The sequence below is a fragment of the Streptomyces rubellus genome (genome assembly GCF_036323805.1).
Classification (GTDB): Bacteria; Actinomycetota; Actinomycetes; order Streptomycetales; family Streptomycetaceae; genus Streptomyces.
Genome location: NZ_JAZDCX010000028.1, coordinates 41,127 through 61,588, shown reverse-complemented (window position 1 = coordinate 61,588; position 20,462 = coordinate 41,127). Strand labels below are relative to the sequence as shown.

Genomic DNA, 20,462 nt, shown 5'->3' with positions numbered 1-20,462 from the left:
ATGACGGACGACAGGACGGACGACCGGGCGGAAACGGCGGCCGCAGAGCCGGCGAAGGACGGCGGCGACCGTCCCCTCGCCGGCCGGCTGGCCCTGATCACCGGGGCCTCCTCGGGCATCGGCGCGAGCACCGCCGTCGAGCTGGCCCGGGCCGGCGCCGACGTCGCCCTCGTGGGACGCCGCGAGAACCTGCTGGCACAGGTCCGGCGGCGGGTGCTCGACGAACAGGTCGCCGGACACGCCGTGCCCATGGACCTCTCCGTCCCCGACGCGCCCTCCCGTCTGGTGGAGCGGGTGCGCGAGGCCGCCGGGCGGGACGTGGACATCCTGGTGAACAACGCCGCGGTGGCGCGCTCCGGCCCGATGCACCAGGTCGCGCCCCGCCACTGGGACCTGGCGCTGCGGATGAACCTGACCGTGCCGTTCCAGCTCGCCAACGCCCTGCTGCCCGCCATGCGGGAGCGCGGGCACGGCTGGGTGGTCAACATCGGCTCCGTCGGCGGGCTGCGGCCCCTGCCCGGTGCCGGGCCCTACTCGGTCAGCAAGCACGCGCTGCACTATCTGACGGAGCTGCTGGACCTGGAGAACCGCCCGGCCGGCGTGCGCGCCCTGTGCCTGTGCCCCGGCTGGGTGCGCACCGAGATGGCCCTGGAGCCGGAGCAGGTCGGGGTGGACGAGGAACTGCTCGTCAGCGCGGACGAGTTCGCCCAGGTGGTGCGCTGGGCGGTGACCCTGCCGGCCAGGGTCAGCGTCGGCCCGGTCATCCCCGTCTACCCGACGAGCGACCGCGCCGCGCTGGACACCGTCTGGCAGCGGCTGCTCGGCGGGGCGCGGCAGCCGTGGGAGGCCCCCCTGGAATCCCGGGAGCCCCTGGAGAACGGCACCGCCGGCCGGAACGCGCCGAGCCCGGCCGGCTGAGACCGGGACACCACGAGGAGCGAGGACGGATGCACACGTTGCTGGACGCCGCCGACCCGGCCGTTCCCACCGCCGAGCAGTGCGTACTGGGTCCCGTGCTGCGCGCCCGGGCCCGGCAGCACCCCGACCGGCTGTACGCCCTCTTCGACGACGGCGGCCGGTGGACGTACGCCGCCACGCTGGAGGCCGCCGAGCGCGCCGCCACGGGGCTGCGCGAGCTGGGCCTGGGACACGGCGACCCGCTGCTGGTCTGGCTGCCGAACGGGCCGGACATCCTGCGCTGCTGGTTCGGGGCCAACCTGCTCGGCGCCGTGTACACGCCGGTGAACACGGCCTACCGGGGCGCGCTGCTGGAACACGTCATCGGCCTGTCCGGGGCCCGGGTGCTGGTGGTCCACGCCGAGCTGCTGCCCCGGCTGGCCGGCCTCGACCTCGGGCGGCTGGAGCATCTGGTGGTCGTCGGGGAACCGGCCGGGGACGACGGCGGCTACCCGGGCCCGGCGGGACCCCGGCACCACACCGCGGAGCTGCTCGTCCGCTCCCGGGCCGGTGATCTCGACGAGGTGGCGGTCGCGCCCTGGGACACCCAGTCCATGGTCTTCACCTCGGGCACCACGGGGCCGTCCAAGGGCGTGCTCAGCTCGTACGTGCACCTGTACTCGACCGCCGGTGCCGATGTGCACGGTTACCACGGCCCGGACGACCGCTACCTGGTCAACCTCCCGCTGTTCCACGGCGCGGGCATGATCGCCTCCTACTGCATGATGCTGCACGGCGGCTCCGTCGCGGTGGTGCACGGCTTCGAGACCGGGACGTTCCTCCCCCTCGTGCGCCGGATGGGGGTGACCGTCTGCACCCTCCTGGGGGCCATGGCCGGTTTCCTGGCCGGACGGCCCGAGGAGCCGGACGAGGCGGACAACCCGCTGCGCACGATCTGCCTCGTCCCGTCCGTGCCCGAGGGCGCGCTCCTGCAGAAGCGCTACCGGGTGGACACCGTCTACACCACCTACAACATGACCGAGATCTGCGCCCCCCTGATCTCCGGCCCGCACTCCGGTCTGCCGGGCTTCTGCGGCCGGGCACGTCCCGGCGTGGAGCTCCGCCTGGTGGACGAGCACGACCGGGAGGTGCCCGTGGGCGAGACCGGGGAGCTCGTGGTGCGCGCCGCCCGCCCGTGGGCGCTCAGCCACGGGTACGCGGGGATGCCCGAGGCCACCGCGCGGGCCTGGCGCAACGGGTGGTTCCACACCGGCGACTGCTTCCGCGCCACCGAGGACGGCGACTACTTCTTCGTCGACCGGGCCAAGGACGCCATCCGCCGCCGCGGCGAGAACATCTCCTCCTTCGAGGTGGAGAACGCCGTGCTGGAGCACCCGGACGTCGCCGAGGCGGCGGCGGTGGGCGTCCCCAGCCGGCACGGCGAGGAGGACGTGCTCGTGGCCGTCGTCCCGGCGCCCGGTGCCGAGCTGGATCCCGCCGGTCTGCTCGAGTTCCTGCGGCCGCGCACGGCCCACTTCATGGTGCCCCGCTATGTCCGCACCGTGGCGCGCCTGCCGTACACCCCCAGCAACAAGGTCCGCAAGCACCTCCTGCGGGAGGCGGGTGTCACCGGGGACACCTGGGACCGGGAGGCCGCGGGCGTCCGCGTCGGGCGGACGCGGTTCGGCCGGCAGCCCGACCGGTGACGACCGCGGCCCGGCCGGCCGCCCGTCCGGCACGATCGTGAGGAGCCTCCGTGGCACAACCCGTCATCGACATCTGCTCGCTCTGGTTCGACCGGGACTGCTGGCGCTTCTTCCTGCGGAGGCTCGCCGGTGTCGCGCCCGCCTATCTCGAACGTTTCGGCCTGCTCATGGCCGGGGGCTTCGGCGCCGACCCCGGCGAGTACCGCGGGGCGCTCGCGGAGCACGGTGCCGACGCGGCCATCGAGGTGCTGGTCCGCCGTCATCCGGTGGACGGCGACCCGGCCGGCCATCTGGCGGGACTCGACGCGGCCGGGGTGGTCACCGAGGTCGTGCACGGGATGCCGGGCCGGCTGCCCGGTGGCGAGACCGTCAACGAGCGGCTGGCCGCCATGGTGGCTCGGCTCGGCGCGGCCGCCGGGCGGGTGCGGCCCTGGGCGGGCATCACCCTGCTCGACCCCGACGAGGCGGTCGCCGAGATCGACCGGTGCGTCCGAGCCGGGTTCACCGGCATCAACGTGGCCCCGTTCTACGAGGGGGTCCCGCCCCTCGACGGCCGCGCCGCCCCGGTGTTCGCCGCCGCGGCCGAGCGCGGGCTGCCGGTGTGGGTGCACTGCGGGAACAACTTCCGCGCGGACCAGCCCATGGACCTGTGCACCTGGCGGGACCTGGACCGCCTGGCGGGGCGCCATCCGGACCTGGTGCTCGTCGCCGGCCACGCCGGCTGGCCCTGGATGCTGGAGACCATGGCCGTCGCGCAGCGGCAGCCGGGTGTCTATGTCGACCTGTCCACCCACCGGCCGCGGCGGATGTCCCGCCCCGGTTCGGGCTTCGAGCCGCTGCTGGCCTACGGCGCCACGACGGTGCGGCACAAGGTGCTGTTCGGCACCGGCGGTCCGTGGGTCCATCCCGTGGACGTGCCGCAACTCGCCGAGGAGGTGCGGGCGCTCCGGCTGCCGCCCGGGGTGGCCGAGGACTGGCTGCACGACAACTCCGCCAGGCTGCTCGCCTGACGGGACCGCAGTGATTCACCGAGAAGGAGACCGCATGTCCGCTTCGGCACCGAACGCCTTCCTGCGCGGTGGGCCCGACCACTGCGACCACAAGCGGGTCCGGTATGTACGCGACGTCCGGGACACCTACAAACTGCCGGTCGGCCACGCCTACGAGCACTTCCGGCCGACCGACGAGACGCTGGAGCACCAGGCGGGGACGCTCAGGGTGTTCGAGTGGGTCACCCGTACCTACGTGGCGGAGTGACCCCGTCGGCCGCCCGGGTGCCGCGGGCCTCCCGGCCGCGGCACCCGGGCGGCCGGCCATGACGCGGGGGTCTCCGGGAAACTACCGGGGAATTCCGGTGCGGCGGCCTCCGGCCTGTTCAGCCGAACCGGTCGGATGAGGGCCTTGCCGATCCCTCACCGACCTGGGCGGAAAGAAATTCCAGCAGTCGGCGGTTGAAGAACTCCGGGTTGTCCTGGTTGGCATTGTGGCCCGCGTTCGGAACGACCACGGGCTCGCCGTTGGGCTCCCTTTCCACCCAGGTCCGGAAGTCCTTTTTGACGGAGCCGGCCGAGTCGTTCTCACCGCGGGCGAGAAGCGCCGGGCACGGTATTCGGTACTCGGGATCGGGCCGCATGCACCGGGACAGCCCGGACCACACCCGGAAGAACTCCTTCTTGCGGAGCCGACTGGTGGCGTCATAGGCGTACCGCCGGCTCTCCGGTTCCGTCGCCGTTCCCTCGCTGACCACCTTCCTGCGCCATTTGTCGCTGGTCAGCAGGAACAGGATCGGGGATAACCGGAAGAGAATCTTCCGCGAGGCCGAGAGGGGCATGGTGAGGCTGTTGTTCCCCACCACGACGAGCGCGCGCACCGCCTCCGGACGGCGGTACAGCAGTTCCTGGGAGATGAAACCGCCCAGCGAGTGCCCCAGCAGGACCGCACTCTCCCGGCCCACCTCCCGCATGAGGGCGTGCAGATGCTCGGAGGCCGCCGTCACCGAGAACCTCCCGGGCAGCGGCTTCGACCGGCCGTGCCCCTGGACGTCCCAGGTCAGCACCCGGTAACCGGCCTCGGTGAGGGGCTCCACCTGTGCGTCGAACATCCGGTGGTCCATGGAGAGCCCGTGTGTGCACATCACCAGCGGGCCGTCTCTCGGCCCGGCGGTCCAGTAGTGGATCGACGTTCCGGAGGCCGCCATCGTGTGCGGCGTCATCTCGGTCATCTGCCGCTTTCCTCTTCCGACTGTCCGGTTTCGGCTGTCCGGCCGTCGCGGTGCCGGTCCCGGCATCCGCCCGGCCCGGGGTACCTCAGGTACCGCTCCACTCGGGGGTACGTCGCTCCAGGAAGGCGCGAGCCCCCTCCCTGGCGTCCCGGGAGCGGCGCACCTCGTCCACCAGGGCCCGCTGCCGCTCGAAGCCCTCGGCCGCCGGCCAGTCGCGCGCCAGGGTGCCGATCCGTTTCGCGGCCCGGACGGCCAGCGGCGCCGCCTCGGCGATACGGTGCGACATCCGCAGGGCGAGTGCCCGGGACTCCCCGGGCTCACACACCGTGTTCACCAGTCCGTACCGCTCGGCACGCGCCGCGTCCAGGGGATCGCCGGTCAGCAGCATCTCCATGGCGATCTGGTGCGGAACACGGGAGGACAGCCTGAGCAGGCCCCCGGCGGCCGGCAGCAGGCCCCGTCTCACCTCGGGCAGTGCGAAACGCGCGTCCCGGGCGGCCACCACCAGGTCGCAGCAGAGCAGCAGTTCCAGCCCGCCGCCCCAGGCACCGCCCTCGACCGCGGCCAGCAGGGGCTTGGCCGGCGGGCGCTCGGCCAGACCGGCGAAGCCGCGTCCGGGGACCCGGCAGGGTCTCCCGGCGGCGAACTCGGCCAGATCCATCCCCGCGGAGAACCAGCCGCCCGCCCCGGTCAGCACACCGGCGCACAGCCGCGGGTCACCGTCCAGCAACTCCATCGCCGCGGCGATGCCCTCGGCGGTCGGCTGGTCGATGGCGTTGCGCCGGTGCGGGCGGTCGATGGTCACCAGCAGCACGCGGTCGACCCGCTGGACCGTCGGGCTCTCGGCCATCGGCTGGTCAACTCCGTCCGGTTCGGGGTGCCGTGGGCTGGGCGTCCGGACCGCGCGGCGGCGCCGGTACCCCGACGCTACGGCCGAACCGGAACCGGCGGATCCCACCGGCGGTACCGCCCGGACCCGGTGCTCCGGGACCGGTGGTACCGGACCCGGCGGTACACGGGGCACCGCACGGCGGCGGGATCCGCCGGTTCCGGCCCGGGGACGCCCCCGGCCGTACGCGGCGACACCGCGGCGCGGACCGCCGCCCGCGGAAAGGCCCCCGTTTTCCCCGCTTCCCGGAAAACGGTCTTCACACCGTCACGCGGGACACGGAAGAGCCTCTTCCGGCGTCTTCCTCCACCGCCCGGCGAAGTTTCGCGGAGGTGAAGAATTCCCGGCCGTGCGGATGGATTCCACCCAGCGGCCCTGACCCGGGTTAGAGTGCTTCCGTCGGCGGCACGGGGACGTCGGGGACGCCACGGCCAGGGACCGGTTTCCACAATCCGGCGCCGACACACCGCAAGTCAGGACATGAGGGAGACGTCCCTTATGGGGATCGCCGGCACTTTCACCGGAGCCGGGTCACACGCCCGGCATCACTGCCCGCCCAATCCGATAACGCCCGCCCCATCCGATCGAGCGGCTCTCCGGTCGCATCCACCGGAAAAACCCGGGCAGACGCAGGACAACAGCACGGACCATGAGCCAGAACACGGGGGAACACGCCATGACGACCGCTTCCACCACTCGCGCCACGACCGCGCCCCACGCACCGTCCCGGTAGCCAGGAGGTCGGGGGAAAATGCGAGAGAAAGTATTGATCGTCGAAAACTTCCCAATCCTCTCCTTCGCCGTGGAACAGGTTCTCAGCACGAGCGAGTCCGTGTCGGTCGTGGGCGTGGCCAGCGACTTCGACTCGTCCGTGGAGCTGGCCCGGCAGTACCGGCCCGACGTGGTCCTGCAGGAACTGTGCCTGCCGACGCCACCGCGGGGCCTGGCCCTGTGCCGGGCGATGAAGGACCTTCCCTGCTCCCCGCGCGTGGTGGTCTTCACCACGGACAACACCCCGCGGACCGTCGCCGACTCGGTGGCGGTCGGCGTGGACTCCTTCGTGCACAAGTCCGTACCGCCGGGCAAGCTCCTCGAAGCCCTGGAGAGGTGCACCGAGGGACGTCGTACCTGGTGGCTCGGTGACGACTACGGAGACGAGGACGCCTCGGCCGCCGCCCCCGAGGAACTCGGCACGATGATGACCGACCGGGAGAAGGAGATACTGTCCCTGCTGGTCCAGCGCTACACGAACGACGAGATAGCGCGGGAACTGCGACTGGCCCGGCAGACCGTCAAGAACTACGTGAGCAGTGTGCTGGGCAAGGTCGGGGTCCCCAGCAGACGGCACCTGTTCACCCGTCCCGGCTGACCGCGCGGACATCGGTGCCCCGGGGGGGGGGGAGGAGACTGCCGGGGGCACCGGCGCGCCCCGCCCTACCGCACACGGCGGGTGCGCCCGCCCCGGACCGCGCTCAGTCCACCGCCCTCGCCGCCGCCCGGCCCGCGGTGCGGCCCGAGAACAGGCAGCCGCCCAGGAAGGTGCCCTCCAGGGAGCGGTAGCCGTGCATGCCCCCGCCGCCGAACCCGGCGGCCTCGCCGGCCGCGTAGAGGCCGGGGAGCGGCTCACCGCCGGCGGTGAGCACCCGCGAGGACAGGTCGGTCTCCAGGCCGCCGAGGGTCTTGCGGGTGAGGATGTTCAGCCGGACGGCGATCAGCGGGCCCGCCGCCGGGTCCAGCAGACGGTGCGGCGGGACCACCCGGGTCAGCCTGTCGCCCAGATAGGAGCGCGCCCCGCGGACCGCGGTGAGCTGGAGGTCCTTGGTGAAGGGGTTGCCGACCTCGCGGTCACGGGCGGCGATCTCGCGCCGCAGGGCGCTCTCGTCGATCAGGTCGTCACCGGTGAGCGCGTTCATGCCGCGCACCAGGGCGGACAGGTCGCGCTCGACGACGAAGTCGGCCCCCCGCTCCATGAAGGCCCGCACCGGTCCGGAAGTGCCGGAGCGGGCGCGGCCGAGGACCTGGCGGACACTGCGGCCGGTGAGGTCGGGGTTCTGCTCGGAGCCGGAGAGCGTGAACTCCTTCTCGATGATCTTCTGTGTCAGGACGAACCAGGTGTACTCGTGCCCGGTCCGCATGATGTGTTCGAGGGTGCCCAGGGTGTCGAAGCCGGGGAAGAGCGGCACCGGCAGCCGCTTGCCCGTCGCGTCCAGCCAGAGCGAGGACGGGCCGGGCAGGATGCGGATGCCGTGATTGTTCCAGATCGGGTTCCAGTTCTCGATGCCCTCGGTGTAGTGCCACATCCGGTCGCGGTTGACGATCCGGCCGCCGGCCTTCTCCGCGATGCCCAGCATCGCCCCGTCGACATGCGCGGGCACTCCGGAAAGCATGCGCCGGGGCGGGGTTCCCAGCCGCTCCGGCCAGTTGGCGCGCACCAGGTCGTGGTTGCCGCCGATGCCGCCGGAGGCGACGATCACGGCCTGGGCACGCAGTTCGAAGGCACCGGTCACGTCCCGGTTGCTGGCCGTGCCGCGTTCGGTGTCGCTGGGGGCCAGCACCTCGCCGGTGACGGTGTCCACCGCGCCCGCGCTACGGGCCAGGGCGGTGACGCGGTGCCGGAAGCGCAGCTCCACCCGGCCGCGTGCCACGCCCTCGCGCACCCGCCGTTCGAAGGGCTCGACGAGGCCCGGCCCGGTGCCCCAGGTGATGTGGAAGCGCGGCACGGAGTTGCCGTGGCCCGTCGCGTCGTAGCCGCCGCGCTCGGCCCAGCCGACGACGGGGAACAGCCGCAGCCCCTGGGCACGCAGCCAGGACCGCTTCTCGCCCGCGGCGAAGTCGACGTACGCCTCGGCCCAGCGGCGCGGCCAGGCGTCCTCCTCCCGGTCGAAGCCTGCCGTGCCGAGCCAGTCCTGCCAGGCCAGTTCGCGGCTGTCGCGGATGCGCAGCCGGCGCTGCTCGGGGGAGTCGACGAGGAACAGCCCGCCGAAGGACCAGTGCGCCTGGCCGCCGAGCGAACCGGGTGGCTCCTGGTCCAGCAGGATCACCTTCCGTCCGGCCTCGGCCAGCTCGGCGGTGGCTGCGAGGCCGGCCAGCCCTGCTCCGATCACGATCACATCGGCGTCGTACACCATTCGCCCACCCATCCCGGTTCGGTCACGCTGGTGACTGGAGAGTAACCCCGCTCTTCGCGCGGCCGTATCCCCCGCGGCCAACTCAAAGGGCAGATCCGCGGGAGGGTGCCCCGGAATCGCGGGGCACCGGTCACGCGTAGGGTCGGAACCGTGATCGACAGGTTCCGGACGGCGGCGCGGCTGTGGTGGGCGCCGGGGCGGCTGCACGAGGAGGGCGAGACGCCCGACTACCGCTTCTCCCTGGCCAACGAGCGGACCTTCCTGGCCTGGATCCGCACCGCGCTGGCGCTGGTCGCGGGCGGGATCGTGGTGGACCAGCTCCTGACCGGCCTGCCGCCGGGGGCGCGCACGGCGATCGCCGTCGTACTGCTGGCGGGCGGCGCGCTGTGCGCGGTGCGGGCGGTCAACCACTGGCTGCGCACCGAGCGGGCGATGCGGCGCGGCGAGGACCTGCCGCTGTCGCGCTTCCCCGTGCTACTGGCCCTGGGTACGGCGCTGGCCGCGCTGCTGGTGGTGGGCGCCGTGGTGCTGGGGCGGTTCGGACGGTGAGCCGGACGGGGGGCGGGGCCGCGGACGGGGCGGCCGTACGGGACCCCGCGGCGCAGCCGGAGCGCACCCGGCTGGCGTGGCGGCGCACTGCGCTGGCCTTCGCGGTCGTGGTGGTGCTGGCACTGCGCCGGGCGGTCCACGGCGGCGGGGCGGCCGCGGCATGCGCCGCGGCGTTCGGGGCATTGGCCTGGCTGGTGTTCCTGGGCGCGGCCCACCGGCGCTCCCGGGCCCTGGCCGCGGCCCGGCCCGGTCCGCTGGGCACCGCGGTGGCGGTGACCGCGACCGCCTGTACGCTGGCGTTGCCGATCTCTGGGGTGGTGGTGCTGCTATGACGAATCCGCTTGTCGTGGTGATGGGGGTGTCCGGTTCCGGCAAGACGACGGTGGGCACGTCCCTGGCCGAGCGGCTGGGAGTGCCGTACGCGGAGGCCGACGACTTCCACCCGCCGGAGAACGTGGCGAAGATGGCCTCGGGCGTCCCGCTGGACGACGAGGACCGCCGCCCCTGGCTGGACTCGATCGCCGCCTGGCTCAAGGGCCAGGACGGGGAGGGCGGCGTGGTGACCTGTTCCGCCCTCAAGCGGAGCTACCGCGACCGGCTGCGCAGGGCCGCGCCGGAGCTGTTCTTCCTCCATCTCGACGGTTCCGCGGAACTGATCTCCGCCCGGCTGGACGGGCGCAAGGGCCATTTCATGCCGCCCGACCTGTTGCGGTCCCAGATCGAGACACTGGAACCGCTGGAACTGGACGAGCAGGGCGCAGTGGTCCCCATCGACGGCACTCCCGAGGAGACCGCGGAGCTGGCCGTGGCCGCCGTGCCCCGCTGACCCGCGTCACGGGACGGTGTTCCCGGCCGGCCCGGGGCGCCCGCTGCCGAGGCCGGGACGACCGCCGCGTCGGCCCGGATTCCACCGGATCTCCACAGACACTGAGCAGCCGATATGTGGCATCGGAAGATTTCGGGGCACACGGATCCCACAGAGGGTCCGGTACGTCCCAACGATGACGACTCGGCGACTCCGTCGGAGGTGGTACGCGTTGGCCGGTTTCAATGCCCTTGCCGAACAGGTACGTGATCCTGACAGAGATCCTTCCCAGCGCCGTCAGGCACTGCGCAAGTGTCTGGAGCGATTCGCGCCGTACGGGCACCGTGCCACCTGGCACCATCTGTGCGCCCGCGCGGGCATCTCTCCGGACGACCGCCGTCCCGATCCGGAACGGCTGGTGGCCGCCCTGGAGGAGCTGGAGGAGGCCAGGGAGGTGTGGCTGGCATACGAACGTGCCTTCGCCCTGCGGCGGAGGCGGCAGAAGTACGACGGCATCCGGCAGCCGCCGGGAGCCGACGACTGGCACCGTCGCAGCTGGGGAGGCCGTCAGCTGCTGCCCGTCAAGAACCCCGAGGCCGCTCCGCCCGCGCCGCTGGCGGAGGTGCTGCGCCGCCTGGTGCGCGAGGCGGAGGCACGCGAGGCGCGCTGTGCGGCGGCGCGGGCCGCGCACGAGGCGGCCGGGCGGCGCCCGGCCGGAAGGGTGGCCGTCAGCCACTGACGGCGCACGGGCGCGGCCGGCGGACACGGGCCCTCCCGGGACCGGCCACGGAGCCTGCGGGCCGTGGCGGGACACGACGGAACGGAGCGGTCACGGGGCGGCACGGCGGGTTCCCGCACGGCACCGGGAACCCGCCGTCGCACGCCGTGCGCCGTACGGATGTCCCCGAACCCCGGCCGAAGGTGTCTTCCGTTGACAGTGCCGCCCCTCCCCAGCATGCTGAGCAAGCGCTTGGTCGCGAACGGTGTCACGGTCACGAGGTTGGGGAGGCGAGCCCTGATGGCGGAGCCCCGGGTTTTCACGTCGGTCGGCGAACTGCGGGCGGCGGTCGGCGAGCAGCTGGGCACCAGCGACTGGCTGGAGATCGACCAGCGGCGGATCGACCTGTTCGCGGACGCGACGGGCGACCACCAGTGGATCCACGTCGACCCGGAGAAGGCCGCCGCCGGACCGTTCGGCACCACCATCGCGCACGGCTATCTGACCCTCTCGCTGCTGCCGGTGCTGGTACCGCAGCTGCTCCGGGTGGAAGGGGTGCGCATGGGCGTCAACTACGGCCTCAACAAGGTCCGCTTCCCCGCCCCCGTGCCGGTCGGCTCACGGGTGCGCGCCACCGCCCGGATCGCGGAGGTCACCGCGGTGGCCGAGGACTGCGTCCAGCTCACGGCGGGCGTGACGGTCGAGCGCGAGGGCGGCGGAAAGCCGGTGTGCGCCGCGGAGAGCATCGTCCGCTACTACCGCTGACTATCCGCGGCCGCCCGCGGCCGTCCCGCTCTCCGGGGCGGCCGGGGAACCGACCATCCGCAGCACGAGGCCGGCGTAGAGCTCGCCGATCTCCTCGGGGGTGCGGGGGCCGCCGGAGCGGAACCAGCGGGCCACGTCGACGCAGAGTGAGAGCACCGCCAGCGCCGTGCCCCGGATGTCCTCGACCGTGAACTCCCCGGTGGCCACACCGTCGGCCAGGATGCCGCGCAGGATCTCCTCGCTGCGCCGCCGCAGGGCGACGATCTCCGCGTAGTGGTCCTCGGCGAGCGCGCCCAGTTCGTACTGCACCACCCGGGCCGTGGTGTGGCGCTCTGCGTGCCAGCGCACGAAGGCGCGCACCGCCGCCGCGAGCCGGCCGGGGGCGCCCGCGACGCTGTCGTCGGCCTCGGTCAGGATGCGGACCGAGCGTTCGTGGCCGACCCGGCTGATCTGGTAGAGCAGCTCCTCCTTGGTGCGGTAGTGGATGTAGAGCGCCGCCGGGCTCATCCCCGCACGGGAGGCGATGTCCCGGGTCGTGGTGGCGTGGAAACCGCGTTCGGCGAACGCCTCCACCGCCGCCAGCAGCAGCCGGCGGGCCGCCTCGGGAGACACCTCCGCCCAGGAGTCGTCCGGGCCGCCGTCCGCCGCACCGCCCGGGGACTCGTCCACGGCCCCGGGCTCCGCATCCCCTGTCATCCGCACCTCGCCGCGCTCAGTCGACCGGTCGAACACCATACATCGATTGCTGAGCAGCCGCTTAGCGGCGGAGGCGGTGCCCCGGGAGGTCCCGGGGCAGCCGGGAAGGCGGAGACCCCGGTCGGCGAACTCCTCGGCCACCCGCCGTACGGCGGCCCGTTCCCCGGACAGTTCCAGATCCACGCCTGTTGAACCGGCATCTAAACCGGCATCACCGGTTACCGAGTGGCGGACACCGGACGAGCCCTCGAGGGCGTGGTCCGTGGCGCGCCACGTACCCCCGCCCAGCCGGGAGCGGATCGGCGAGGGCGCCTTCGAGACGGGCCTTCGCACTCGTCGACGGGCCGCCCGGCCCGGCCGGGGCGGGGAACGGTGCGCGGAGGGCTGCCCCCGGAGTCCCGGATCCCGGGCGGCCGTCTCAGGGCGTGGCACCCCCGGCGTCCGTCACCTGCCCCCGGCTGAGCCGCCGTTCGGCCGCGGCCCGCAGTTCCCGGCGCAGTTCCCCGGGGGAGGCTCCGCGCTCCAGGGCCCGCCAGACCAGTTCGGCCGGGGCGGGCGGGGCCAGCCCGCCGACCGGGGCGTCCAGATCCAGGTTGGTGGGGAAGGAGTACCCCTCGGCGCAGGCGGCCACCACGTTCCGCAGCCACCGCTCGGGAGCGCCCTCGGCCCTGCGCCGCAGCAGCACCGGGAACACGGCGTTCACCATCCGCTCGCGGTCCACGGTCTCCATCGAACGGCCGAACGGCGAGGAGATCTGCAGCAGGTTCGCCATGCGCCGCACGTCCGCGGTGCTGTTGTGCCCGGCCGCGTGGAAGAGAGCCGGGCTGAAGAAGACGGCGTCGCCCTTGTCCAGCGGCAGTTGTACGTGGTGCTCCTCGAAGTAGGCGCGGAACTCGGGCCGCCGCCAGGCCAGATAACCGGGTTCGTAGGTCTGGGAGTGCGGCAGGTACATCGTCGGACCGGTCTCGACGGGCATGTCGCAGTGCGCCACCGCGCCCTGGAGGGTCAGGACGGGCGCCGCCCTGTGCATGTGGGCGGGGAAGGCCGCGGCGTGCTCGTCGGTCAGGAAGCCGAAGTGGTAGTCGCGGTGGACACACTGCGCCAGGGCCCCCGGGTTGACGACGTTGACCTGGGAGGTGAGCTGGTAGCCGGGCCCGAGCCAGGCCTCGCAGACGAGCGCGGTCATCTCGTCGGCGTGGTACTCGGTGAAGACCTCCGGGGCGCGTACGGCCAGCTTCTCCACCGCGTTCCACACCCGGTCGTTGGTGCCGGGCTGCGCGTAGTGGTCGCCGCGTGCCGTACCCGCCGCCCGCTCCTCCTCGATCAGCGCGTCGAACACCGCGCCGGCCCGGTCGAGGACCGAGGGGTCGGGGTAGGCCCGTTTGAACACCACGATGCCCGGACCGTCCAGCAGGACCCGGGCGAGTTCCGCCTGGACCGCGCGCCTGCCCCGGGGGTCGGCCGCCAGCCGGCAGAGGTGCTCGGCGTCGTACAGGGGGACGTTCCGCACGATGTCGGCTGCGGTGGGGCAGTCCGCCGGGACGGTGGTCCGCCCGACGTGCGCGCGGAAGTCAGCGAGATCGCAGTCGGTCTCGCCGAGCCAGGTCTGCGGTCCCTTGACTGTGAGGGTCATCGTGCTCCTTTCGGGGCCCGGCGTCGTCGGGTCCGAGGGGGGTCGGCCGGGCGAACGCCCGGTCGCAGTAGGACAGGGGGATCCGGTCACTGACGTACGTGCTCTCGACCAGGCCGACGATGATGCTGTGATCGCCGCCCGCCACCACGCTGTGGGTGGAGCAGGCGACCCGTGCGGTCGCCTCCGGCAGCCCCGGAAGCCCCTTCTCGCAGGGGACGAAACCGCTGGTGGCCACTTTGCGGTGGCTGCGCCGGGCGAAGTGGAGGGCCACCGGGGCGTGTTCCGCGGCCAGCACGTTGATCAGGAAGGAACCGGCCCGGGTGAAGGCGAGGTGTGACTCCGCCTCCTTCGCCAGACAGAGCAGGATCAGCGGCGGCCGCAGGGACAGTGAGCAGAAGGAGCTCGCGGTGAACCCCCACGAGCGGCCGTCCGGTGTGACGGTCGTGGCGACCGTCACCGGAGCGGGCACCCTGCTCATGGCCTCGGTGAAGGAACTGATGGAGACAGCCATCTGGAACCCTTCCGGGTGCGGGACCTCGGTCCACCGCCTACCTGGACAGATCGGTCCGCCCCTCCGGAGGCGGACCCCGGACCGCCGGTTCTTCCGGGTCCGGTCACCAAGCCTGGCCCGGGGAGATACACGCGGGCTACGCGGCCCATACACGTCCGCGCCCGGCGCCGAGGCTCCGACTCCCGGATTCCCGCCGGCCCGCCCACCGGGCGGGGAGAAGGCCGTTTGAACGGATTCCACCCGGATATACGGAGGACCCGCTTCGTGACCTCATCCGCTCCCATCCGCCGTCCACAGCGGACGCGGCGCGCCCCGGACCCGCAGGGTCCACCCGCCGTCTCCGTCCCTCACAGTCGCCTCGGCCCCAGATGGGTGATCTTTCAAGGGAGAACCATGGAATTCCGGGTGCTAGGTTCGTTGGAAGTACGGGGGGCCGGCCGGTTACTGCCCATCCGGGGCAGCCGCCGCCGGGCGCTCCTCACGACTCTGCTTCTCCATGCCGGCCGGGTGGTTCCCGTGGGGAGCCTCACCCAGGCGGTGTGGCCCGACGGACAGCCCAACTCGGCACTGGCGAACATCCGTACCTACGTCTATGAATTACGGCGCCAACTCCAGCTCTTCGACGACGCCGAGGACCGGCTGACCAGTCATCCGGGCGGCTACCGGCTGACCGTGGGAGCCGGGGAGCTGGACCTGTTCAACTTCCGCGCCCTCGTCACCGCCGGGCACCGCGTCATGCGGCACGGCGACCACCACGGCGCCGCCGAGTGCTTCGGCCGCGCCGTGCGGACCTGGCGGGGACGGCCGGCGGAGGGGCTGGAGTTCGGCCAGTCGGTCGCGGCGATGCTGGCCTGCCTGGAGGAGGAGCACTGGTCCGCCACCTCGGCCTGGATCGATGCCCAGCTGGCCCTCGGACGGCACGAGCAGGTGATCCCCATGCTCCGCGAGACGGCTGCCCGGCGCCCCCTGTGCGAACACACCTGGGCCCAGCTCATGACGGCGCTGGGCAGTGCCGGGCGGACCGCCGAGGCACTGGCGGCCTACCAGCAGGCCCGCCGGGTCCTGGTGGACGAGATCGCCGTCGAGCCCGGAGCGGAGCTGAGGCGGCTCCACTCCGCCGTCCTCGAGGGCCGGTCCCTGGACTCCGCGCCTCCGGCTCCGCCGCACCGCGCCGCCCCCGGCGCCGTCCCGGGCACGCCTCTCCCCCCGGCGGCACAGCCCGTCCGGGCCTCCTGCGACCTGCCGCCCCGGCTACCGACGCTGGTCGGACGCGAGGACGTGCTGGACGAACTGCGCCGACTGGGCGAGCGGCAGAGCGCCTCCGTCGACGACCAGGCCAGCGTGGCCGTCGTCGCCGTCTCCGGCCCGGTCGGCGTGGGCAAGACGGCCACCGCGGTGGCCGCGGCCTACGGGATGCGCCAGCTGTTTCCCGACGCCCAGCTCTTCGCCACCTTCGGCGCGATGACCGGCACACCGCGCCGGACCGGCGAGGTGATGGTGGAACTGCTCGGCGCCCTGGGCGTGCCGCAGCAGGCCATCCCGTCCGGCGACTACCAACGGGAGGCGCTGTACCGGGCGGTGATCGCCGGACGGCGCATACTCGTCGTGCTGGACGACGTGGCCGACGCCGCGCAGGTCCGTCCGCTCATCCCCGGCGCCGGACGCTGCGCCGTCCTGGTCACCAGCCGCCCCCCGCTGGTCGACCTCGATGTCGACCGGCGGCTGTGTTTGTCCCCCTTGAGCAACGGCCAGTCCCTGCAGTTGCTGGCCGACCTGGTCGGCCGGGCCAGGGTGGAGGCCGAGCCCGGCGCGGCCGCCAGGATCGCCGAGGCGTGCGAGCGGCTGCCCCTGGCGCTGCGGATTGCCGGAGGCAGGCTGGCGGCCCAGCCCACCTCCCCGCTGGCGGCCATGGCACGGCGGCTGGAGAACGAGCCGGGCCGGCTGGACGAACTGACGCTGGGCGACCTGTCCGTCTCCCCACGGATCGCGCAGAGCTACCGCACGCTCGACCCGGTGACGCGCTCGGTCTTCCGGCGACTGGCCGCCGACGGCCCTCCGACGGTCACCCTTCGCACGCTCCGCGACCGGCTCGCCCTGTCGGAGCCGGTCGCCGACCGCGTTCTGGAGGAGCTGGTCCGGCACCACTTCCTCGTTCCCCTGGCGGAGGCGTCCCCCCGGGGAGGCCACCGGATGCCGAGGTTGTGTCGCGCCTACGCGCGCGTCTCCGGAGGGTCGGGAGACCAGCGCCCTTCCCACCACGGCGCTGTCATGAACCGCCCCGTGAACCGCAGTCGCCCGGCCGACCGGGCCGGTGCCGACTCCGGGAGGCAGTCTTGGTGAGCCCGCCCGGCATGCGGGAAGGGGACGGCGCCACCGCGCCATCCCCCTCCCGGGGGGCGGTGCGGGCCCGGCTGGCCGTCTCCCTGGTCTTCGTCATCATGGGGTCGACCATGGGCGGCTGGTCCGCGCGCATCCCCGAGATCAAGCGCACGGTCGGCCTGGGTGACGCCGCCTGGGGCGTGGCCAACACCGCGTCCACCGCCGGCGACCTGGTGGCCCTCGTGGTGGTGACCCTCCTCATCGGACGGGTCAGCATCCGCCTGCTCAGCCTGGTGGGCGCCGCCCTGATCCTGCTCAACGCGCCTCTGCTGGCCAGCTCATCGACCACCGTCGCGCTCGTCGTCGGCCTGCTGACCTGGGGTTTCGCCGCGAGTCTGCTCTCTACCCCCATGAACGCCCAGGCCATCGAGGTCGAACGCCGGTACGGCCGGCCGCTGCTGTCCACCTTCCACGCCTGCTTCAGCTTCGGCCTGCTCGGCGGCGGTCTGCTGGGCACGCTGGCCGCCGCCCTCGGCGTCCCGCCCAATCTCCAGCTGGCCGCCACCAGCGTGCTCCTGGGCACCCTGCTGGCAGTGGCCGGCAGGTCGCTGCCCGACGAGGTCACCCGCATCCGCGACCGGACCCCCCTGCGCAAGCGGCTGCGCAACAGGTTCACCCCGCAGCTCGTCCTGCTGGGTTCCATCGCCTTCCTCTCCTCCTTCATCGAGGGCGCCGCAGGCCAGTGGAGCGCCATCTACGCCGCCGACTCCCTCGGCGCCGGCGCCGCCCTGGCCGCGGCCACCTACACCGGTTTCACCGTCACCATCGCCACGGCCCGCCTCCTGGGCGACCGGCTGGCCCTGCGTCTGGGCCACCGGCGCCTGCTGCGACTGTCCGCGCTGACCGCTGCGCTCGGCGCGGGCATCACCGTGACTTGGCCGCACCCCGTCGCGGCGATGGCCGGCTTCGCCGTCGTCGGCGCCGGCATCGCCTGCATGACCCCCACGGTCTTCGGGCTCGCCGGCAAGCAGCCCGGCCTCTCCTCCGGGGAGGGCGTTTCGGTGACCGTCATCGGGCAGTGGCCCGGCTTCCTGCTGGCACCTCCCGTCATCGGTGCCGTCGCCGGCCTGCTGAGCCTGCGGATCGCGCTGGTCACCCTCGTGGTCGCGGCACTGGGCGCCGTGGCGCTGTCCGGCCGCGTCTCCACTCCGTGAGACCGTGCCCGGCCGCGGCCCGGGCACGCCGTACCGCCCGCACCCTCTCTCGTGGGGTGCGGGCGGTACGGGTGTCCCGCTCGCCCGGTCCTCCGGTCAGGGGACCCCGGACGCCATCCGCGCCAGCAGGCGGCGGTCCGTCTTGCCGTTCGCGTTCACCGGGAAGCCGGTGACGGAGGAGAACCGCTCGGGGACCATGTAGGGCGGCAGCGCGGCGGCCACCCAGTCGGACAGGTCGGGCTCCTCCGCCCCGTCGGCCACGTAGAACGCGTGCAGCCCGGTCTCGCCGCGGCCGGGGACCGCCAGCACGACCGCCTCCCTCACCCGCGGATGCCGGCGGAGCACCGCCTCGATCTCGCCCAGCTCGACCCGGTGCCCGCGGATCTTCACCTGGTCGTCGAGCCGCCCGAGGTGCGTCAGCTCACCGTCCTCGTACCGCACCCGGTCCCCGGTGCGGTAGTGACACTCCGGGCCGGGCGCGTCCGTCACGGCGGTGGCGCGGCCCGCGGCCAGCCGCACGAAGGCTCCGCTGTTGTGCCGGGGGTCGAGGTAGCCGTCGAAGCGCTGCGGGCCGCGGACGCACAGCTCGCCCTCGGTGCCCCCGGTCCCCTCCGCGGTGAGCAGGACGGCCTCCAGACCGGGGTGCGGGCGGCCGATCGGCACGGTGCCGTTGGAGGTGCACGGCCAGTCCCGGGGGACGGCCGGCAGCCGGTATCCGGTGCAGGTGACGGTCAGTTCCGTGGGCCCGTACAGGTTCTCCACGGTGCTGCCGGGGGCCGCCTGTGCCCAGGCGGCTGCCTGGTCGAGGGTGAGCTGTTCCCCGGCGAACAGGCTGTGGCGCAGACCGGGCATGCCTCCCGGAGGGAGGGCGCGCAGCCGACGGGCGAGGGAGATCACCGAGGGGACGGAGAACCAGTGGGTGATACGGCGGGAGGTGACGAACTCCGCCGGACGCAGGATCTCCTCCCGCCGGGGCACCACCAGTGCGGCCCCCGCCGTCCAGGCGGTGAACATGTCGAAGACCGAGGGATCAAAGGTCAGGTCGAAGGTCTGGGAGAGTCGGCTGCCGGGTCCGACCCGGTAGCGTTCGGCCCGGGAGGCCAGATAGCCGCCGAGGTTGCGGTGCCGGATGGGGACGCCCTTGGGCTCACCGGTCGAGCCCGAGGTGAACAGGATGTAGGCGATGTCCTCCGGCCGCCCGCGGTAGGGCTCGCTCCAGGGATCCGCCGGCAGTCCGGCGAGCGGGCCGCCGGGACCGGTGTCCGCCAGCCGGACGGCGGCGGCCCCGGCGGCGTCGGCCACGTCCTGCGCGTACGGCGCGCCCGCGTCGTCCGACACCACCGCCTCCACCGCCGCGGCCCGCGCGACGACGGTGTTCCGCGCGGCGGGGAAGGCGGGGTTGAGCGGCACGACCGCCGCCCCCAGCCGCAGGGCGGCCAGATAGCCGGCGTACGCGGCCGGGCTCCGGGAGGCGAGCAGCCCGACGGACGCCGGACGGCCGCCCGCGGCCCGGACCAGGGCGGTGGCCGTCCGTTCCGCGAGCCGGTGCAGCTCCTCGTAGGTCATCGTGTGGCCGGCGGCCTCCAGGGCCGGCGCGCCGGGGAGGCGCCGTGCGGTACGGCTGAACCAGGTGTACAGCGTGCCGTCCGGGGTGAGGACCCGGGTCATGGGAGGTCTCCCTTCGCGTCTGGGGTGGAACGGTGAGGCACCGGGCGGTCGGCGGCGGGCGCGGGACCGGCAGGGCCACGGGCGTAGGAGAGCGGCACGGGTGAGACGGCCCGCAACGACCGCCAGCACAGCCCCCGCCACTGCCCGTGGCGTGCGCCCGGGGCGACCGGCACCGTCCAGGGGCGGCCGGCCAGCCCGGTGCCCTCCGCTTTGACGCACGCCTCCTGAACCGTCCAGATCCAGGCGAACTCCCGGGCCCGGACGGATTCCGGCAGCGACGCCAGCAGCCCGGGTGCCTCTCCCCGGCAGCACCGCCGCACCAGTCCGGCGCTGGGCCGGTAGGGCGACTGGACGTCGACGCCGACGACGGCGCGGGCACCCCCCGGGGCGTGGAGCACCGCCGCGGCGACCCACCCCTCGGATCCCGACAGGCTGACGGCCGTGCCGGGGCTGCCGGGCAGGTACGGCCGGCCGCCCGGGCGGGCGGCCAGCGGCTCCCGCGCCGTGTCCGCGCCCACCGCCTCCGCCAGCAGGCTCCGCAGCAGGGCGCGGGCGGCCAGGTACCGCTCGGCGCGCCAGGCGGGCAGGTGCCCGGCGGCGCGGCGGTCGGCCGGGAAGGGGGGCACCCGGACGAGCGCGGCGGCGCGGGCCACGGCCAGGTGCACTCCGCCGGCGTGGTCCACGGCCCGCAGGTTCCCGCCGGGCCGGACCGTCAGGCTGAGGTCCGCGGCGGCCGGGAGCAC

Annotated in this window: 20 protein-coding genes; 12 read left to right on the top strand and 8 right to left on the bottom strand. The window is 73.7% G+C overall.

Annotated elements, in window-relative coordinates; all coding sequences use genetic code 11:
• From V1L54_RS25810 to V1L54_RS25795, 4 genes are read left to right on the top strand one after another with little or no spacing between them, the layout of a single operon-like run.
• A complete protein-coding gene (locus tag V1L54_RS25810; RefSeq protein WP_330120533.1) occupies nucleotides 1-918 on the top strand; it encodes an SDR family NAD(P)-dependent oxidoreductase in 918 nt (305 codons plus the stop codon).
• 29 nt (nucleotides 919-947) lie between these two features.
• On the top strand, nucleotides 948-2,603 hold the full coding sequence (locus tag V1L54_RS25805) for an AMP-binding protein (protein ID WP_330120532.1): 1,656 nt from the start codon (nucleotides 948-950) through the stop codon (nucleotides 2,601-2,603).
• Nucleotides 2,604-2,653: 50 nt separating this feature from the next.
• Nucleotides 2,654-3,613, top strand: a complete 960-nt coding sequence (locus V1L54_RS25800) for an amidohydrolase family protein (protein WP_330120531.1) — start codon at nucleotides 2,654-2,656, stop codon at nucleotides 3,611-3,613.
• 34 nt (nucleotides 3,614-3,647) lie between these two features.
• The gene (locus tag V1L54_RS25795) at nucleotides 3,648-3,860 is read left to right on the top strand and encodes a DUF5988 family protein (RefSeq protein ID WP_330120530.1); all 213 of its coding nucleotides are present in this window, start codon (nucleotides 3,648-3,650) and stop codon (nucleotides 3,858-3,860) included.
• A 118-nt stretch (nucleotides 3,861-3,978) separates the two neighbouring features.
• Here V1L54_RS25795 and V1L54_RS25790 read toward each other — a convergent pair whose 3' ends face one another.
• A complete protein-coding gene (locus V1L54_RS25790) occupies nucleotides 3,979-4,824 on the bottom strand; it encodes an alpha/beta fold hydrolase (protein ID WP_330120529.1) in 846 nt (281 codons plus the stop codon).
• A gap of 85 nt (nucleotides 4,825-4,909) precedes the next feature.
• Nucleotides 4,910-5,674 (bottom strand): crotonase/enoyl-CoA hydratase family protein, encoded by a 765-nt coding sequence (locus V1L54_RS25785; RefSeq protein ID WP_330120528.1) that lies wholly within the window; start codon nucleotides 5,672-5,674, stop codon nucleotides 4,910-4,912.
• Between the two features lie 790 nt (nucleotides 5,675-6,464).
• Between V1L54_RS25785 and V1L54_RS25780 the strand changes: the two genes are divergently transcribed.
• The gene (locus V1L54_RS25780) at nucleotides 6,465-7,082 is read left to right on the top strand and encodes a response regulator (protein WP_330120527.1); all 618 of its coding nucleotides are present in this window, start codon (nucleotides 6,465-6,467) and stop codon (nucleotides 7,080-7,082) included.
• Between the two features lie 103 nt (nucleotides 7,083-7,185).
• On the opposite strand, the gene V1L54_RS25775 is transcribed toward V1L54_RS25780, so the two are convergent.
• On the bottom strand, nucleotides 7,186-8,841 hold the full coding sequence (locus tag V1L54_RS25775) for an FAD-binding dehydrogenase (RefSeq protein WP_330120566.1): 1,656 nt from the start codon (nucleotides 8,839-8,841) through the stop codon (nucleotides 7,186-7,188).
• A 153-nt stretch (nucleotides 8,842-8,994) separates the two neighbouring features.
• Here V1L54_RS25775 and V1L54_RS25770 point away from each other — a divergent pair, with 153 nt between their 5' ends.
• The 5 genes from V1L54_RS25770 to V1L54_RS25750 all read left to right on the top strand — a co-directional run bounded on the left by V1L54_RS25770 (nucleotide 8,995) and on the right by V1L54_RS25750 (nucleotide 11,678).
• Complete coding sequence (locus V1L54_RS25770; RefSeq protein WP_330120565.1) at nucleotides 8,995-9,390, top strand: YidH family protein; 396 nt, start codon at nucleotides 8,995-8,997, stop codon at nucleotides 9,388-9,390.
• The gene (locus V1L54_RS25765) at nucleotides 9,387-9,722 is read left to right on the top strand and encodes a DUF202 domain-containing protein (protein WP_330120526.1); all 336 of its coding nucleotides are present in this window, start codon (nucleotides 9,387-9,389) and stop codon (nucleotides 9,720-9,722) included. The genes V1L54_RS25770 and V1L54_RS25765 overlap by 4 nt, the downstream gene beginning before the upstream one ends.
• Entirely contained in the window at nucleotides 9,719-10,216 is a 498-nt protein-coding gene (locus tag V1L54_RS25760) for a gluconokinase (protein ID WP_330120525.1), read from the top strand. Before V1L54_RS25765 ends, V1L54_RS25760 begins: the two co-directional genes overlap by 4 nt.
• Before the next feature lie 211 nt (nucleotides 10,217-10,427).
• Nucleotides 10,428-10,934 (top strand): hypothetical protein, encoded by a 507-nt coding sequence (locus V1L54_RS25755; protein WP_330120524.1) that lies wholly within the window; start codon nucleotides 10,428-10,430, stop codon nucleotides 10,932-10,934.
• A gap of 279 nt (nucleotides 10,935-11,213) precedes the next feature.
• Nucleotides 11,214-11,678 (top strand): MaoC family dehydratase, encoded by a 465-nt coding sequence (locus tag V1L54_RS25750; protein ID WP_330120523.1) that lies wholly within the window; start codon nucleotides 11,214-11,216, stop codon nucleotides 11,676-11,678.
• Here the strand turns inward: V1L54_RS25750 and V1L54_RS25745 are convergent, their stop codons facing one another.
• The 3 genes from V1L54_RS25745 to V1L54_RS25735 form a co-directional block, all read right to left on the bottom strand.
• Complete coding sequence (locus tag V1L54_RS25745; RefSeq protein ID WP_330120564.1) at nucleotides 11,679-12,374, bottom strand: TetR/AcrR family transcriptional regulator; 696 nt, start codon at nucleotides 12,372-12,374, stop codon at nucleotides 11,679-11,681. It abuts the gene before it with no gap.
• A 418-nt stretch (nucleotides 12,375-12,792) separates the two neighbouring features.
• Nucleotides 12,793-14,007 carry a phytanoyl-CoA dioxygenase family protein gene (locus V1L54_RS25740; RefSeq protein WP_330120522.1) on the bottom strand — a complete coding sequence of 405 codons (1,215 nt, stop codon included), beginning with the start codon at nucleotides 14,005-14,007 and terminating at the stop codon, nucleotides 12,793-12,795.
• Entirely contained in the window at nucleotides 13,946-14,518 is a 573-nt protein-coding gene (locus V1L54_RS25735; protein WP_330120521.1) for a flavin reductase family protein, read from the bottom strand. The genes V1L54_RS25740 and V1L54_RS25735 overlap by 62 nt, the downstream gene beginning before the upstream one ends.
• 393 nt (nucleotides 14,519-14,911) lie before the next feature.
• Between V1L54_RS25735 and V1L54_RS25730 the strand changes: the two genes are divergently transcribed.
• Nucleotides 14,912-16,858, top strand: a complete 1,947-nt coding sequence (locus V1L54_RS25730; RefSeq protein ID WP_330120520.1) for an AfsR/SARP family transcriptional regulator — start codon at nucleotides 14,912-14,914, stop codon at nucleotides 16,856-16,858.
• On the top strand, nucleotides 16,855-18,051 hold the full coding sequence (locus V1L54_RS25725) for an MFS transporter (protein WP_330120563.1): 1,197 nt from the start codon (nucleotides 16,855-16,857) through the stop codon (nucleotides 18,049-18,051). Before V1L54_RS25730 ends, V1L54_RS25725 begins: the two co-directional genes overlap by 4 nt.
• A 96-nt stretch (nucleotides 18,052-18,147) precedes the next feature.
• Here the strand turns inward: V1L54_RS25725 and V1L54_RS25720 are convergent, their stop codons facing one another.
• Together V1L54_RS25720 and V1L54_RS25715 are read right to left on the bottom strand one after the other, a co-directional pair.
• Nucleotides 18,148-19,719, bottom strand: a complete 1,572-nt coding sequence (locus V1L54_RS25720; protein WP_330120519.1) for an amino acid adenylation domain-containing protein — start codon at nucleotides 19,717-19,719, stop codon at nucleotides 18,148-18,150.
• On the bottom strand, nucleotides 19,716-20,462 hold the full coding sequence (locus tag V1L54_RS25715; protein WP_330120518.1) for a 4'-phosphopantetheinyl transferase family protein: 747 nt from the start codon (nucleotides 20,460-20,462) through the stop codon (nucleotides 19,716-19,718). Before V1L54_RS25715 ends, V1L54_RS25720 begins: the two co-directional genes overlap by 4 nt.

Coding starts and splice junctions, on each gene's coding strand:
- V1L54_RS25810 (WP_330120533.1), top strand. CDS start 1: ATGACGGACGACAGGACGGACGACCGGGCGGAAACGGCGGCCGCAGAG.
- V1L54_RS25805 (WP_330120532.1), top strand. CDS start 948: ATGCACACGTTGCTGGACGCCGCCGACCCGGCCGTTCCCACCGCCGAG.
- V1L54_RS25795 (WP_330120530.1), top strand. CDS start 3,648: ATGTCCGCTTCGGCACCGAACGCCTTCCTGCGCGGTGGGCCCGACCAC.
- V1L54_RS25790 (WP_330120529.1), bottom strand. CDS start 4,824: ATGACCGAGATGACGCCGCACACGATGGCGGCCTCCGGAACGTCGATC.
- V1L54_RS25785 (WP_330120528.1), bottom strand. CDS start 5,674: ATGGCCGAGAGCCCGACGGTCCAGCGGGTCGACCGCGTGCTGCTGGTG.
- V1L54_RS25780 (WP_330120527.1), top strand. CDS start 6,465: ATGCGAGAGAAAGTATTGATCGTCGAAAACTTCCCAATCCTCTCCTTC.
- V1L54_RS25775 (WP_330120566.1), bottom strand. CDS start 8,841: ATGGTGTACGACGCCGATGTGATCGTGATCGGAGCAGGGCTGGCCGGC.
- V1L54_RS25760 (WP_330120525.1), top strand. CDS start 9,719: ATGACGAATCCGCTTGTCGTGGTGATGGGGGTGTCCGGTTCCGGCAAG.
- V1L54_RS25750 (WP_330120523.1), top strand. CDS start 11,214: ATGGCGGAGCCCCGGGTTTTCACGTCGGTCGGCGAACTGCGGGCGGCG.
- V1L54_RS25745 (WP_330120564.1), bottom strand. CDS start 12,374: ATGACAGGGGATGCGGAGCCCGGGGCCGTGGACGAGTCCCCGGGCGGT.
- V1L54_RS25740 (WP_330120522.1), bottom strand. CDS start 14,007: ATGACCCTCACAGTCAAGGGACCGCAGACCTGGCTCGGCGAGACCGAC.
- V1L54_RS25735 (WP_330120521.1), bottom strand. CDS start 14,518: ATGGCTGTCTCCATCAGTTCCTTCACCGAGGCCATGAGCAGGGTGCCC.
- V1L54_RS25730 (WP_330120520.1), top strand. CDS start 14,912: ATGGAATTCCGGGTGCTAGGTTCGTTGGAAGTACGGGGGGCCGGCCGG.
- V1L54_RS25720 (WP_330120519.1), bottom strand. CDS start 19,719: ATGACCCGGGTCCTCACCCCGGACGGCACGCTGTACACCTGGTTCAGC.